Raw genomic sequence first — 15,336 nt, 5'->3', positions numbered from 1 at the left:
GGCGCTCGCGCCCCGTCGACAGGGCGATCGTCAATATCAACGCTGCAGGGGGACGCAGTGACTGCCGCCGCCATTCTTGAAATCCGCGACATTTCGAAATCCTTCGGCGCCATCCAAGCGCTGACGGGGGTCGGTTTCACGCTGCGGCGGGGCGAAATTCACGCGCTTTGTGGCGAGAATGGCGCCGGCAAGTCCACGCTGATGAATATCATCGCCGGCATAGTGCAACCCGACGAAGGCACCATTCGCCTCGACGGCAAGGACGTCACCATCGCATCGCCATCGGCTGCGCAGCGGCTTGGCATAGGCCTCGTCCACCAGGAAATCGCGCTGTGCCAGGATGCCACTGTCGCCGAGAATATTCTCATGGCGGCCATCAACAATCGGCGCGCGCCGCTGATGAATTTTCGCCGGCTCTACGCCGATGCGCAGAAGATCATGAACCTGCTGGCGCCGATCCCGGTCGACATGCCGGTCGCCGACCTTTCGATTTCCAACCAGCAGCTTGTGGAAATCGCCAAGGCGCTGGCGCTCGAATGCCGGGTGCTGATGCTCGACGAGCCGACAGCCGCCCTGACCGAGACCGAGGCGCAGCGCCTTTTCGCAATCGTGCGCGATCTCAAGGCGCGCGGAATTTCAATTATCTACATCAGCCACCGCATGGCCGAGATCTTCAACCTGTGCGACCGTGTCACGGTCTTTCGTGACGGCAGATATGTAGCGACCGATCTTGTCGCTTCGGTCACTGCCAGTGATGTCGTGCGCAAGATGGTCGGGCGCGAAATCACCCAGCTCTATCCGCAAAAGCTCTCGCCTGAACGGCGCACCGACCGCTCCGTGCTGTCGGTCACAGATCTCTCCTATCGCCAAGGTCGCGACGGTGTCAGCTTCGCGCTTCGTGCGGGCGAAATTCTTGGCATTGGCGGGCTGATTGGCGCCGGCCGCAGCGAGATGGTCCAGACCGTCTGCGGCTTGCGCCCGAAAGTGTCGGGATCGGTCGAACTCAATGGCGAACCGGTCAGCATCAGGACCTACAGCGATGCCGTGCGCGCCGGCCTGGTCTACCTGTCTGAGGACCGCAAGGCGTCGGGTCTGTTCCTGGACCTCTCGATTGCATCGAATATCTCCGCGCTGGACCTTCGGAAACTGACCACGCCCCTTGGGCTGCTCGATCGCCGCGCCGAGGCTAGGCAAGCCGCCGAGCTGGTGGAGCGACACGGTGTGCGCATGGGCGGCATCGAGACAAAGGTGTCGACGCTCAGTGGTGGCAATCAGCAGAAGGTAGCCATCGCCAGGCTGCTTTCGGTCGGTCCCAAGGTGGTCATTCTGGACGAGCCGACACGCGGTGTCGATGTTGGCGCCAAAGTGGAAATTCATCGCCTGCTTCGCGATCTCGCCGAGCGGGGCGTCGGCGTCATCGTGATTTCATCCGAGCTTCCGGAATTGATCGGCCTCAGCGACCGGGTGCTTGTCATACACGAAGGCGCCATCGTCGGCGAACTCGGGGCGGACGAATTGAGCGAAGAGGCGATCATGCTGCTGGCTTCGGATGTCCGGCGGCTACCGTCAAGCGCAAGGCAGGCTCACAATGTCGCTTAGACAGACCGGAGGAACCCTCATGGACGCTGGGATCAAGGCAAGCGCCCCCGGGCTAGGCGGGCGCAGCCGGCTGCGGCTGGGGTCAATGCGCGAGACGGGGCTGATCGCAATCATGCTGGCGCTCTGCATCGCCATGACATTCGCCTCGCCGCATTTCCTGACTTGGGGAAATTTCCGGGCAATGCTGATGAGCTTCTCCATTGAAGGCATCGTCGTGGTCGGCATGACGATACTCCTCATCGTCGGCGGCATCGACCTTTCCGTCGGATCGGTGGTCTGCTTCTCCATGGTCGTGTCAGGCGCGCTGTTCCTGATGGGACTGGACCCGTGGACCGCGAGCCTCATCGGCATAGCTGCCAGCGCGCTGGTCGGCGCGGCGATGGGCTTCTTCGTGACCGTCATCGGGCTCAATCACTTCATCACATCGCTGGCGGCGATGGTGATCGTGCGCGGTCTTTGCCTTGTCATCACCAAGGGAACCCCGCTGTCGCTGTTCACCCTGCCGCCCGGGTTCAAGGCGATCGGCCAAGGCAGCTTCGGCAATGTGCCTTATGTCATCGTCATCTTTGTGGTGGTCGTGGCCATCTTCGATTTACTGCTTCGGCGCGCCACCGCCTTCCGCAAGGTGTTCTATACCGGCAGCAACGAGAAGGCGGCCCAATTTTCGGGCATCAAGACCAAGCAGGTCAAATTCTGGGTCACGGTTCTCTGCTCGACCCTGGCGGGCTTTGCCGGCGTCATCTACATGTCGCGCTTTGGCGCCGCGACCCCGACCTTCGGCGCGGGCATGGAGCTCAACATCATCGCCGCGGCCGTGATCGGCGGGGCATCGCTCAATGGCGGCTCGGGTACCATCTTCGGCGCCATACTGGGCATGGCGCTGCTCTCGGTCGTTACAAGTTCGCTGATATTGCTCGACGTCTCCGTCTATTGGCAGGATATGATCAAGGGATGCATCCTGCTTGCGGCGGTATCGATTGACCACTTTCTGCACAGCAGGAAATCCTGAGCCGCAGCGCGAGAGTTGAGCACCCCATCATGGCACCAACCAATTCGCGAGACGATATCACGATCGTCCGCCAGATGTATCAGGCGCTTGTGCTTCATTACATGGAAGCCAAGACGCAGGCTGAAATCGCCAAGGAGCTCGGCATCTCGCATGCAACCGTCAATCGTCTGATCAAACGCGGCCATCAACTCGGGCTTGTCGAGATCAAGATCAAGTCGCCGGTCGAGCAACTGGTCGACATCGAAGCCCGTCTTGTCGCGCTCGGTGGAATCCAAAGGGCCGTCGTCGTTCCTTTCGTTTCGGATAATCCGCAGGCTGCGCTGCAGCGCGTCGGCGAGGCCGCGGCCAGGCTGGTGCTTGAGACGATCAAGGACGGCGATACGATTTCCATTACTGGGGGCAAGGGGGTGAGCGCCGTCGTCGCCGGCCTCAAGCCGAGCCGCAGCTACGACGTCGAGGTCATTCCCGCGACTGGCTTGGTCCAGGGCAAGCACTACACCGATGTCAATCATGTCGCCTCGCTGATGGCCGACAAACTCGGCGGGCGCGCCTATCAGATTCACGCGCCGCTGTTTGCTGACAGCCCGGATCAACGCGACATGTTGATGGGCGTCCGGGCCGTTTCGGACGTCTTTAGCAAGGCGCGGGAAGCAACGCTTGCGGTCGTCGGCATCGGCTCCATCCTGACCGACGATTCGAGCTACTACGATCTGCACCCGTCCTCGAGTGCCGACCGGCTGGCTATCGAACGCTCGGGCGCGGCCGGCGAGCTGCTCGCCCATCTCATAGACAGTAACGGCAAGCTCGCGGACTACAGCCTCAACCACTCACTCGTTTCGCTGACGCTCGAGGAGTTCGCGACCATTCCACGGTCGATCGGGGTCGCAAGCGGTGCAAGCAAGGTGGTCCCGATCCTCAGTGCCATGCGCGGTTCTCACCTCGATACCCTCGTCACCGACGAAACCACTGGCTTGAAGATCCTCGAACTCGCCGAAGGAAATGCAGCATGAACTCTCGACAGATCACCCGTCGCATCGGCAGGTCCGGCGTTGTTGCTTCGGCAGTGGGCCTCGGCACCTGGGCCATCGGCGGCTGGATGTGGGGTGGCACGGATGAAGCCGAATCGATCGCCGCGATCCAGGCGTCCATCGATGCCGGGGTCTCGCTCATCGACACCGCGCCGGCCTACGGTCTCGGCCGCAGCGAGGAGATCGTCGGCAAGGCCATCAAGGGCCGGCGCGAGCGCGCGGTCATCGCCACCAAATGCGGCCTGAACTGGCATTCGAAAAAGGGCAATTACTTCTTCGATCAGGACGGAAGGCCGGTCAACCGATATCTGGGCGCCGACGGCATTGCTTATGAAGTGGAGCAGAGCCTGAGGCGCCTCGGCACCGACCATATCGATCTCTACATCACCCATTGGCAGGACCCGACCACCCCCATTGCCGAAACGATGGAAGCGCTCGAACGCCTCAAATCTGCTGGCAAGATCCGCGCCATCGGCGCAAGCAACCTCAACGCCGCCGAGCTGCAGCAGTATATAGAAGCTGGCCAGCTCGACGCGATCCAGGAACGGTATTCGATGCTGGACCGCGAGATTGAGCAGACATTGCTGCCGGTCGCGCGCCAGCATCAAGTCGCCGTCCTGAGCTACTCTTCGCTTGCGCTGGGCCTGCTTTCAGGCGCGATCGATCCGACGCGTGAGTTCAGCGGCGATGACCAGCGCAAAGACAATCCCCGCTTCTCCCAGGCCAACCGGCGCAAGGTGGCCGCTTTGAAGCATGCCCTGAACCCGCTCGCGCAGGCCCACCAGGCAACCATGGCGCAGATCGTCATCGCCTGGACGCTGGCGCAGCCCGGCATCACCTTCGCGTTGTGCGGGGCGCGGAGCGCGAAGCAGGCGGTCGACAACGCCAGGGCAGGGGAGATTTCGCTGAGTGCTTCCGAGCTGGGCGCCGTCGATGCGGCGGTGGCCGGGCATCTTGTGGCGATCGATGCGTGATCGAAAGCGCGTCCTGACATGAATCGCATCCAGACGATCGCCGGCTTGCGCGATAACCCCGCTGTTGACGTGCTCGTCATAGGCGGCGGCATCAACGGCATCAGCGTATTTCGCGAACTCGCCTTGCAGGGCATCGATGTGCTGCTTGCCGAAAAGGGCGATTATTGTTCCGGCGCCAGCGCAGCCCTCTCACGCATGGTGCATGGCGGCTTGCGCTACCTTGAAAACGGCGAGTTCAAGCTGGTCCGCGAATCTCTGCTCGAACGCGATCGGCTGTTGAAGAACGCGCCGCACTACGTCGCGCCGCTGCCGACCACGGTGCCTATCTTCGACCTGTTCTCAGGCATAGCAAATGGCGCATTCCGCTTCCTTGGATTAAGCCGTCGCCCAGGCCGGCGCGGCGCGTTGGTCATCAAGACCGGCCTTGCGATGTATGACTTCTTCACCGCCCCGCGGCGTATCGTCCCGACGCACAAATTCAGGAGCCGCGCTGAAACGCTCAAGGTCTGGCCGGCAATCAATCCAGCTGTTCGCAATTCGGCGACATACTATGATGCCTGGGTCAGCCACCCCGAGCGGGTGGGTACCGAAATGCTGCGCGACACCATGCAGGACAAACCATCCGCGCGAGCGCTCAACTATGCACGCGTATCGCTCGGCGACGCAGGCCTGATGCTTAACGACGGACTGTCTGGCGACACCATCGCCGTGACGCCGCGGCTCGTAGTCAACGCCACAGGCGGCTGGATCGACCTGACCAATTTGGCGATCGGAGCCATTGCGCCAAAGCTTATGGGCGGCACCAAGGGTTCGCATCTGGTCGTCGACAATCGCGAGCTTCATGAGGCGCTCGACGGTCACATGATCTACTACGAGAACGAGGACGGCCGGATCTGCATCCTGTTCCCCTATCTCGGCAACGTGCTGGTCGGCTCGACGGACATCCGTTTCGACGATCCCGACCAGGCGTGCTGCATGGAAGACGAGCGCCAATACATCCTGCAGTCCCTGTCCTTCGTGTTTCCCAAGATCGACATCGCCGATACCGACATCGTCTATCAGTTCACCGGGGTCAGGCCGCTACCGATAAGCCAAGACAGCTTTACCGGGCGCATTCCCCGCGATCATTTCTGCGAGCTTGTCGAGGGCGCCGGTACATTGCCGCCGACGCTGTGCATGATCGGCGGGAAGTGGACAACCTTCCGATCGTTCGGCGAACTGGCAGCCGATATCGTGCTTGAGCGATTGTGCCGCCAGCGCATCGTCGGCACTGAAAACATGCCGATCGGCGGCGGCCGGCATTTTCCCGTTGCCCCCGCAAAATGGTGCGCAGATCGCGCGGCGGCGCACGGTCTGTCGCTTGACCGGATGCGGAGCCTCTTTGAGCGCTACGGCACCGTGGCGGATGCCGTCGCCGCCTATATGGCAGCGGGACATGACGAACTCTTGCCCGGCGGCGACTACTCGGCCCGGGAGATCCAATATCTCATCGCCAATGAATTTGTCGAGCAGCTGGAGGACCTTATGCTCCGCCGCACGACGATCGCCATTACCGGAGCTCTCTCGAGCGATCTTCTCGATGCGGTTCTCGATATTCTCGCTGTCGAAAAGAACTGGAACGGCGCGCGCAAGGCAATCGAGCGCACCGATTTCCTCGCCCTGTTGCAACGCCGGCACGGCGTCGATCTCGAATCCCGAAAAGTCGAAGGAAGGAGCGCCGAATGCGCATCAGCAAGAAAGTCCGCATGAACCGGTTGTTCGGTGAAGCGCGCTGTCTCGACGTCGCAATCGACCATGGCGTGTGCAACGAGCCGTCGTTTCTGGAAGGGCTCGAAGACATGGCCGGCGTTGTCGCCCAGCTCGTCGCCGCGGGACCGGACGCCATTCAGATGAACTATGGCCAGGCCGATCTGCTGCAATCCTTGCCTGGCAAGGACAAGCCAGCATTGGTCATGCGCATAGACATGGGCAATCCATATAACAAAACCCGACATCGCTCGATGTGGGCCATCCTGCAGAACGAAGCCGAGCCGCTGATCGGCGCGCTGGAAATGGATGCGGCCTGCGTGGTCGTCAATCTATTCATGCTGCCCGATGAGCCGGACCTGTTCCGGCAATGCGTTCACAACATTGCCCGCGTTCGCGCCGACTGCGAAAAATACGGCTTGCCGCTGATGATCGAGCCGCTGGCTATGCTGCCCAACTCGGAGCGCGGTGGTTACATGGTCGACGGCGACCCCGAAAAGATCGTCACCCTGACCCGGCTCGCCAGCGAGATGGGCGCCGACATCATCAAGGCGGATCCGACCACCGATCCGAACGATTTCCACCGGGTCGTGGCGGCGGCGCGCTGTCCGGTGCTTGTGCGCGGCGGGGGCAGGGAGGATCTGCGCGCCGTCTTCGAAAAGTCGGCGGCGCTGATGGCGCAAGGCGCGGCAGGCATGGTCTATGGCCGCAACATATACCAGCATGCCAACCCTCGTGCCGTCGTGAGAGGATTGATGGCGATCATCCATGAGAATGCGGACGGCGCGGCGGCTTGGGAGCTCTACCGACAAGAGTAACCCTTGGCAGCTTGGGAGGAGCGTCAATGCAGCAATACATTCTGGGTCTTGATGCGGGTAACACCGTCATAAAGGCCATCATCTTCGATACCGCCGGTCGCGAGCTCGCGCTCGCCGCCCGGGACGGCCGCTCCTGCATGCCAAAACCCGGTCACGTCGAGCGCGACCTCGGTGAATTGTGGCGCAACGCCGTCGAGGTCATCCGTCAGTGCCTCGACCAGTCGGGTGTCGATCCAGGCGACATCGTGGTGATCGGCTGCGCCGGTCACGGCAACGGGCTCTACGCGCTGGACCGCGGCGGCGACCCGCTGCTCGGCATCCAGTCGCTCGACACGCGCGGCATCGGCATCGTCAGCGAATGGGCGGCCGCAGGCGTTGGCGAGCGGACCTATGTCCACTGCCTGCAACGGCCCTGGGCGGCGCAGACGCCGACTCTGCTGGCGTGGCTCAAGTGTCATGACCCGGCGCTTTTTGCCCGAATTGGCACCGTCTTCCTGTGCAAGGATTTTGTCGTCAACCGCCTCACCGGGGCGCGCTCGAGCGAGACCTCGGATATGTCGGGCTGTGGGCTTTTGCACATGTCCGAGCGGCGCTACGAGCGTGAGTTGCTGGCCGCCTACGGTCTCGACGATTGCATGGAACTGCTACCGAACGTGCTGGAGGCCTGCGACATTGCCGGCCATATCACGCGCGACGTCGCCGCCGCCACCGGCCTTCGGGCGGGCACGCCCGTGGTGGCGGGCCTGTTCGACGTCGTCGCCAGCGCCGTCGGTTCGGGCGTCACCAGCACCGGAGCCGCCTCCATCATTGCGGGCACCTGGAGCATCAACCAGGTTATCACCGCAGAGCCGATCCGCGATCCGTCGATCTTCATGCTGTCGACGTTCGATCCGGTGCGCTACCTGGCCATCGAATCGAGCGCCACCTCGGCCGCAAATCTCGAGTGGATCGTGCGTGAGTTCTTCGAGCATGCGCCGCCGGCAGGCGCATCGCCATTCGAGATCTGCAGCGAGCTTGTCGCTTCCGTCGATCCAGCCGCAGACATGCCGATCTATCACCCATTCCTTTACGGCTCGCAGCAGAATGGCAAGGCGCGTGCGGGTTTCTACGGCATCGCCGGCTGGCACACGCGGGCGCATATGCTGCGCGCATTGTTCGAGGGCGTCGTCTTCGAACATCGCCGCCATATCGAGACGCTGCGTCGAGCCGGAGCGACTGTCAGTCAGGCGGTTCTCTCAGGCGGGGGCTCGCGCAGCGCCGTCTGGCCGCAGATATTCGCCGATGTGCTGGGCGTGCCGGTCACGGTAGCGCGCAGCCGCGAGACCGGTGCGCTGGGCGCTGCAATTGCGGCTGGGGCGGGCGTCGGCTTGTTTGCCGACTTTTCTGCGGGCGCGGCTGCCATGACCGCGCCCGACCGCTGCTATCAGCCCAACAGTGAAATCGCACCGGCTTATGAGCAGCGCTATCGTCTGTATGGCGAGATCAACCAGGCCATGGGTCCGCTATGGGACAGGATCGCAAGCGAACGGACATCCAATTGAAACAGGCCGCTGCCGATTTCGGATACTACGACTTCATCATCGTCGGCGCCGGTTCAGCCGGCTGCGTGCTGGCCAACAGACTGTCGGCCAATCCGGCCGTGCGCGTGCTGCTTCTGGAAGCCGGCGGCAGCGACCGCTACCACTGGGTCAACATTCCCATCGGCTATCTCTATTGCATGGGCAACCCGCGCACCGATTGGCTCATGAAGACCGAGCCGGAGGCCGGGCTGAACGGTCGTGCGCTCAACTATCCGCGCGGCAAGCTTCTGGGCGGCTGCTCGTCCATCAACGGCATGATCTACATGCGCGGCCAGGCAGCCGACTATGATGGCTGGCGACAAGCCGGAAACCTTGGTTGGGGTTGGGATGACGTGCTCCCATATTTCCGCAAGTCCGAGGATCATTTTGGTGGCGCAAACGAGCTCCATGGCGCCGGCGGCGAATGGCGCGTCGAGCGCCAGCGCCTGTCCTGGCCGATCCTGGATGCCTTCCGCGATGCTGCCGAGGAACTCGGCATCCCCCGGACCGAGGATTTCAACGGTGGGACCAACGAGGGGTCGGGCTATTTCGAGGTCAACCAGAGGAAGGGCGTGCGCTGGAACACCTCCAAAGCGTTCCTGCGGAGCGTGCTTTGGCGGTCGAATTTGCGCGTCGTGACCGGCGCCGAGGCCGAAACCCTGGTTTTCGATGGAGCTTGCGTCACAGGCGTTGACTTCCGCATGGGCGGCCGGTTGCACCGTGCGCAGGCAGGCGAGACGATACTTGCCGCTGGCGCGATCAATTCGCCGAAGCTGCTCGAGCTTTCCGGCGTCGGCCGACCTGACGTGCTTGGCACAGCCGGGATTGCGGTTCGCCACGCGCTGAAAGGCGTCGGCGAGAACCTGCAGGATCATCTGCAGATCCGCACGGTCTTCAAGGTCGCCAATGCCTCGACACTAAACCAGCGCTACCATAATCTGTTCAGCCGCGCGGCCATGGGCGTCGAATACGCCATCCGTCGCACCGGGCCGTTGTCGATGGCGCCGAGCCAGCTTGGCATCTTCGCCAGAAGCGACCCGCGCCTGGAGACGCCCGACCTCGAATATCACGTCCAGCCGTTGAGCACCGACCGGCTGGGCGAGCCGCTGCATCGCTTCCCCGCCGTCACGGTTTCGGTCTGCTGCCTCAGACCGGAAAGCCGCGGCACCGTCCACATAGCAGCGTCCGAGCCGCATACGGCCCCGAAGATCCGGCCGAACTATCTGTCTACGGCGGGAGATAGGACCGTGGCCGTAGCATCGCTTCGCCATGTCCGCCGCTTGATGAAGGCGCGCGCCGTTGCCCGCTTTGCGCCTGAGGAAATGCTGCCTGGGGCACACTATGAAAGCGACGAAGATCTCGTCCGCAAGGCCGGCGATATCGGCACTACGATTTTCCACCCGGTTGGCACCTGCAAGATGGGTGCAGATGCGATGGCCGTGGTCGACGGCCGGCTGCGGGTGCATGGCATTTCTGGCCTGCGCGTCGTCGATGCTTCGATTATGCCGACGATCGTTTCCGGCAACACCAACTCGCCAGTGATCATGATCGCGGAGAAGGCGTCGGATATGATCTTGCAGGACCACAAATCGCGAGAAGGATTCTCAGCGGCGCATCCGAGCTGAGGCAGACGGCAGCCCTGCGTCCGCTGTTGTGCCGTCGCCTCGCTCCCATGAGGCGACGTGCCGTTCCAGACCACGCAGTCTGGCAGGGTTAGGGTTGGTCATCATCGATCTGACGTTCCCCGGAAGCTTTTGCGGAGTTTGTCGATAACCGAGCAGCGATCCAGATGGACGCGCTGCTTTCAGTCTGCAGCCTGCGGATTGCCCAAACACGACCTACCCTCGCGCAAACTCCGGTATCTGAAACCGTCGCCGATACGCGCCGGGCGTCATCCCCGTGATACGCTTGAACAGCCGCCGGAAGAAGGCGGCGTCCTCGTAGCCGACACGCCAACTGATCTCGTCCACCGGCGTGCCGGTTCGCTCGAGTCGGCGCTTGGCGTCCTCGATCCTCAGGCGCTGCACATAGGCGAGCGGCGCAAGGCCTGTCGCTTCCGCAAAGCGCCGCTTGAACGTGCGTTGTGCAAGCCTTGAGCGCTTGATCATCGCTTCGACCGGATTGCCGATCGAGAAGTTCGTTGCAAGCCACTCCTGGGCGTTCTGGATCTCGGCGTCGCCGTGGTCGTTGCGACCCTCGAAGATCATGTAGGGCGTCAGTCCGTCCTGGTGCCATTGCAGCGCGAACATGCGCGCGACCTCTTGCGCGACAGTCGCCCCGATGTGATGGGCGATCAGGTAGAGCACCATGTCGTGCCAGGTGTTAGATGCGCCCGAACTGACGAGGTCCTCGCGCGCGCCCGAGATCACCAGCACGCGTTCGGGATGGATCGGTATTGCGGGGTAACAGGCAGAGAACTGGTTCGCGTAGCCGAAATGGACGGTCGCGTCCCTGCCATCGAACAGCCCGGTTTCGGCCAGCAGGAAGACGCCCGAGCAGGCCGAACATAGCCTTGCGCCGCCATCGTGCATCCGCGTTATCCACTCCACGAGACGCGGGTAGCGACCCGTCTCCCAGCCCCCCGGCTTAAGCAGCACCGACGGGACGATGACGATGTCGCAGGCCCCGACGTCATCCACCGAATGCTGCACATCGATGGGCATGCCGCTTGCCAGTCGGAGCGGGCCCGTCTGTTCGCCGACGATCTCTACCTTGAAGGGATGCTTGGTGCCGGGGGTAGCGATCCCCATCATCGAGACGCCATTCATCACGTCGTAGATTCCGGCCAAGGTCGAGATAACCGCATCCGGCAGAGCGACGAGGCAAACCCGCAGTTGGGCCGATCCGTTCTGGTTCGCGTGGTTGGACATGATGGCCCCTCGCGCCGTGCCACGAGAAAGCACCCGACTTGGCACGAATGGACCGATTGCGGGCGAGAGCGGCTCTGTCGCGCAGGCTACCCAACGGCCTACACCACAGCCGCATCTGAACGCAACCAACTCCACGAAGGAACAGTGCAATGCTGGATACACCAAAGATCGATCAGGCAAGGCTTGAAGCCTTCGCGACACGCGCCTTCGGCGATCTGACGGCCGGTTACACCGGTGTGATGGTCAGCCTGGGCAGCAAGCTCGGTCTCTACCGGGCCATGGCCGGGGCTGGCCCCCTGAGCGCCAAGGAAGTCGCCAAGCGGGCCGACTGCGCAGAGCGCTACGTCGCCGAATGGCTGAACGCGCAGGCCGCAGGCGGCTACATCGCCTATCACGGGCTCAGCGACACTTACGAACTGCTGCCTGAGCATGCGATGGTGTTGGCCGTCGAGGACAGCCCTGTCTATATCCCGCATGCTTGGAACGTGCCGGCGTCGATGTGGTTCGACGAACCGAAGACCCTCGATGCCTTCCGGACTGGCAAGGGCATCGCCTGGGGCGAGCATGACGGCCGGCTTTCCTGTGGCTCGGCGGCTTTCTACCGCAACGGCTACCGCGCCAATCTGGTGCCGCAATGGCTGCGCGCACTTGATGGTGTGGTGGAACAACTGGAGGCCGGCATTGAGGTTGCCGACGTCGGCTGCGGTCACGGGCATTCGACGCTGCTCATGGCCGAAGCGTTCCCGAACTCGCGCTTCCATGGCTTCGACACGCATCCTGCGTCGCTTGACGAAGCACGGCGGAACGCGGCCGCGGCGGGCGTATCGGACCGCGTCGAGTATGCGCTTAGCCGGGCCGACGACTATGCGGACGGCGGCTACGGCCTGATCTGCTTCTTCGACATTTTGCACGATCTGGGCGATCCGATCGCGGCAGCACGCCATGCGACCGAGACCCTCGCACCGGGCGGTACCGTCTTGCTGGTCGAGCCGTTCGCGCACGACCACGTCAAGGACAACCTCAACCCGGTCGCGCAGCTCTACTACTCGGCCTCGGCCGTGATCTGCACCGCGCACGCGATTTCGGAGGGCGGTCACATGGTGCTCGGCGCGCAGGCTGGCCAGGCACGGCTGGCTGAAGTGTTCCGCAAGGCGGGCTTCACGCACTTCCGTCGCGCCGCGGAAACGCCTTTCAACCTCATCTTCGAGGTGCGGCGCTGAGGCGCCGCATCCCTTCGACCGAACTCAACAGACACGTCCGATGACCCCGACCAGCGAAATGCCCCGCTCTACCATTCGAACAACGCGCTCGAGCCGAAGGTGAAGTCGCTCCGAATGACGTCCGACGGCGTCCGGCTACACCGACCGGACGCCGCCACCTTCACCTTCCGTCTCCTGAAGACCCCGAAAATGGCCCTCGCGCACCTGGATTCCGCCCGTTCGACTGGGCCTGCGACAATGTCGATCGCGGCCTCTGCATTCAGGAAGGGAAAGCCCTCCTGAAACTCGCCGCTCCGATCATGCTCATCGGGCTCGTCAACATGGGGATGACCGTTACCGACGCCGCAATGGTTTCAGTCATCTTCGGGGCCGATGCCCTGGCCGCTGTCGCGGTTGGTAGCGACTTCTATTCCATCGTTTTCTAACGGCGCTTGACCTTGTGAATACCCTTAAGCTGTGCCCGCACGGCTCCGATCCCTCCAGATCTTATATTCGTCTAAGGTCTTGAATGCTTCCGGGCCTATGTCGTTGTCGTCCTGAGAGGAGCCCTCGGCGGGCATCAGGCGCACCACGACATCGCCCATTCTGACTTCGGCAATGAAGCCAGATCGGGCGGCTCCCTTGCAGAGGGCTGTTACCTGGCTCGCGGGCAGCACAAGCGATCGCATTCACGACTCCCTTTAGGTACTCTGGTGCGGGATCGGTAACTTCGAGTCCTTAGTTTTCTTCTGGAAAGAGAGGCCGAGTATCCATGAGACGTGCAAGCTCATTGCCGCTGGCACCGCGGCGCGCCATTTCTACACAGGAGTGAAGACGCAGGGAGTGCATAACATACTTTGGCTTCCCCAAGGACCCTACGACGCCTGCGGCCATCTGGGCGGCGTTGAATGCCTTCGTCATTGCGAATTGCGACAGAGGATCGCCGCTAATACAGAATACGGATCCTTCCGGATCCCTTGCTTCCTTCCACCAAGCCTCAAGAACACTGATTGCGTTTGGCCCAATCGACACCCGGCGATATGGGGCCCGGCACTTAGGAGTAGGTGCGCGGATCACACCTTTGGCGAGATCGATGTCCTGCCATTTCAGAGCGCGGAGTTCCGCCCCACGCAGCCCCGTCTTGGCGGCCGTGCTGAATAGCGCCGACCACATTACTCCCGTAGTATTCTGCTCTATCCGTTTGACCTCTTCTCCGGTCGGCACCGGCGGGCAGCGAAACCTATTCCTGGCACCCATTTTACGATCGGCCATGACAACGCCGTCCGGATCGCTTCTGTACAATCGAGCAACTTCCGTCACCGTCGCGCTGGAAAGCTTTCGAAGCACTGCCGCGAATTCCGGCCGGGACGCAAGTCGCGCTCGCGGATTCGTTAGCTCAGCTTACAGACGCATGCCGATAACCGTGCCTTATCGCAGAATGCGTAAGGGTCTATCTCTCTGGCAGACAACGCTCGCCGATCGCAGTCCGGGCGACATGCGCACAGATGCAACTGATGTCGTTCGCTGCCGATCCAGCCATGCCCTCGCAAGGAAATCGCCATGAATCGCGTCGCCAGAAACACGCTGCTCGCCCTCGTCGCCGCCGGAGGTATGTCCACGATGGCCCACGCCCAGTCCGATGCGCCAGCTGCAGAGGTCGCCGCTGAGCCGCAGGCGCAGTCCAGGGCACAGCAGTTGATGGGCGCAACCGCGCCGAAGCTGGCTGAATTGACGGACAGCATCCTCTATGCGGACATCTGGGAGCGTCCTGAACTGTCCAAGCGTGATCGCAGCCTGGTGACGGTGGCCGGGCTGATTGCCCTCAACCGGCCCGATCAACTGCGCTCCCATCTCAACCTGGCGCGCCAGAATGGCGTGACCGAGGAAGAACTGGTCGAGGCGATCACCCACATGGCGTTCTACTCCGGCTGGCCGAGCGCCGTCTCGGCGGTCGCGATCGCCAAGGAAGTCTTCGAGAAATAGCGCTCCGATCAACCCAACCGCGTCACAGTCCGACCGGAGCCCTCATGAAACCCGCAATACTCGCCGCCGCCATGGTCGCCATCGCAATGCCAGCCAACGCGGACACAGAAGTCGTCGTCACCCGCGCGGGGTCGCAGCCGTCCACCGCCGGGCCGTCCGAGAACTTCACCGGCGCGGTGCGCGTCGACTCGCGGTTCAAGGGCGCCGGGCTCGCACGGATCAGCGGCGGCACCGTCACCTTCGAGCCGGGTGCCCGAACGGCATGGCATACGCATCCGCTGGGCCAGACGCTGATCGTCACAGCGGGCGTCGGCCGGGTGCAGCACTGGGATGGACCGGTGCAGGAGATCCGGCCGGGCGACACCGTGTGGATCCCGCCCGGCGCCAAGCACTGGCATGGGGCGTGCGCCGATGTCGGCATGAGCCATATCGCATTCTCGGAAGCGCTCGACGGCAAGACTGTGGACTGGATGGAACAGGTCGCCGACGAACAGTAGGGGCGCTGATGGCGTCCTTATTGCGGGTCGCCGGACGGCGATCCGTCCTAACCA

At 62.8% G+C, this 15,336-nt stretch carries 13 protein-coding genes; 11 read left to right on the top strand and 2 right to left on the bottom strand.

Annotated elements, in window-relative coordinates:
* Positions 1-57: 57 nt before the first annotated feature.
* From AC0NID_RS29825 to AC0NID_RS29790, 8 genes are read left to right on the top strand one after another with little or no spacing between them, the layout of a single operon-like run.
* Positions 58-1,599 carry a sugar ABC transporter ATP-binding protein gene (locus AC0NID_RS29825; RefSeq protein ID WP_473456976.1) on the top strand — a complete coding sequence of 514 codons (1,542 nt, stop codon included), beginning with the start codon at positions 58-60 and terminating at the stop codon, positions 1,597-1,599.
* A gap of 19 nt (positions 1,600-1,618) precedes the next feature.
* Positions 1,619-2,608: an ABC transporter permease gene (locus AC0NID_RS29820; protein ID WP_473456978.1), complete on the top strand. Its 990-nt coding sequence runs from the start codon at positions 1,619-1,621 to the stop codon at positions 2,606-2,608.
* A gap of 29 nt (positions 2,609-2,637) precedes the next feature.
* On the top strand, positions 2,638-3,618 hold the full coding sequence (locus AC0NID_RS29815; RefSeq protein ID WP_473456980.1) for a sugar-binding transcriptional regulator: 981 nt from the start codon (positions 2,638-2,640) through the stop codon (positions 3,616-3,618).
* Positions 3,615-4,610 (top strand): aldo/keto reductase, encoded by a 996-nt coding sequence (locus AC0NID_RS29810; protein WP_473456982.1) that lies wholly within the window; start codon positions 3,615-3,617, stop codon positions 4,608-4,610. Before AC0NID_RS29815 ends, AC0NID_RS29810 begins: the two co-directional genes overlap by 4 nt.
* Before the next feature lie 18 nt (positions 4,611-4,628).
* Positions 4,629-6,359, top strand: coding sequence for a glycerol-3-phosphate dehydrogenase/oxidase (locus AC0NID_RS29805; protein ID WP_473456984.1), 1,731 nt, complete (start codon positions 4,629-4,631; stop codon positions 6,357-6,359).
* Complete coding sequence (locus AC0NID_RS29800; protein ID WP_473456986.1) at positions 6,332-7,174, top strand: class I fructose-bisphosphate aldolase; 843 nt, start codon at positions 6,332-6,334, stop codon at positions 7,172-7,174. The genes AC0NID_RS29805 and AC0NID_RS29800 overlap by 28 nt, the downstream gene beginning before the upstream one ends.
* A 26-nt stretch (positions 7,175-7,200) precedes the next feature.
* On the top strand, positions 7,201-8,715 hold the full coding sequence (locus AC0NID_RS29795) for an FGGY-family carbohydrate kinase (RefSeq protein WP_473456988.1): 1,515 nt from the start codon (positions 7,201-7,203) through the stop codon (positions 8,713-8,715).
* Positions 8,712-10,358 carry a GMC family oxidoreductase gene (locus AC0NID_RS29790; RefSeq protein ID WP_473456990.1) on the top strand — a complete coding sequence of 549 codons (1,647 nt, stop codon included), beginning with the start codon at positions 8,712-8,714 and terminating at the stop codon, positions 10,356-10,358. Before AC0NID_RS29795 ends, AC0NID_RS29790 begins: the two co-directional genes overlap by 4 nt.
* A gap of 213 nt (positions 10,359-10,571) precedes the next feature.
* On the opposite strand, the gene AC0NID_RS29785 is transcribed toward AC0NID_RS29790, so the two are convergent.
* Positions 10,572-11,603 (bottom strand): GlxA family transcriptional regulator, encoded by a 1,032-nt coding sequence (locus AC0NID_RS29785; protein ID WP_473456992.1) that lies wholly within the window; start codon positions 11,601-11,603, stop codon positions 10,572-10,574.
* Positions 11,604-11,752: 149 nt separating this feature from the next.
* Here AC0NID_RS29785 and AC0NID_RS29780 point away from each other — a divergent pair, with 149 nt between their 5' ends.
* A complete protein-coding gene (locus tag AC0NID_RS29780) occupies positions 11,753-12,823 on the top strand; it encodes a class I SAM-dependent methyltransferase (protein WP_473456994.1) in 1,071 nt (356 codons plus the stop codon).
* A 717-nt stretch (positions 12,824-13,540) separates the two neighbouring features.
* Here AC0NID_RS29780 and AC0NID_RS29775 read toward each other — a convergent pair.
* Entirely contained in the window at positions 13,541-13,975 is a 435-nt protein-coding gene (locus AC0NID_RS29775) for a tyrosine-type recombinase/integrase (protein WP_474033484.1), read from the bottom strand.
* Positions 13,976-14,422: 447 nt separating this feature from the next.
* On the opposite strand from AC0NID_RS29775, the gene AC0NID_RS29770 reads away from it, so the two are divergent.
* Positions 14,423-14,785, top strand: coding sequence for a carboxymuconolactone decarboxylase family protein (locus tag AC0NID_RS29770; protein WP_473457088.1), 363 nt, complete (start codon positions 14,423-14,425; stop codon positions 14,783-14,785).
* A gap of 44 nt (positions 14,786-14,829) precedes the next feature.
* Positions 14,830-15,282 (top strand): (R)-mandelonitrile lyase, encoded by a 453-nt coding sequence (locus tag AC0NID_RS29765; RefSeq protein ID WP_473456997.1) that lies wholly within the window; start codon positions 14,830-14,832, stop codon positions 15,280-15,282.
* The last annotated feature ends 54 nt before the right edge of the window (positions 15,283-15,336 follow it).

The organism is Mesorhizobium sp. WSM4821, from assembly GCF_055901555.1.
The sequence above is the reverse complement of the archived record's forward strand: the minus strand, read 5'-3'. Positions and strand labels throughout refer to the sequence as shown.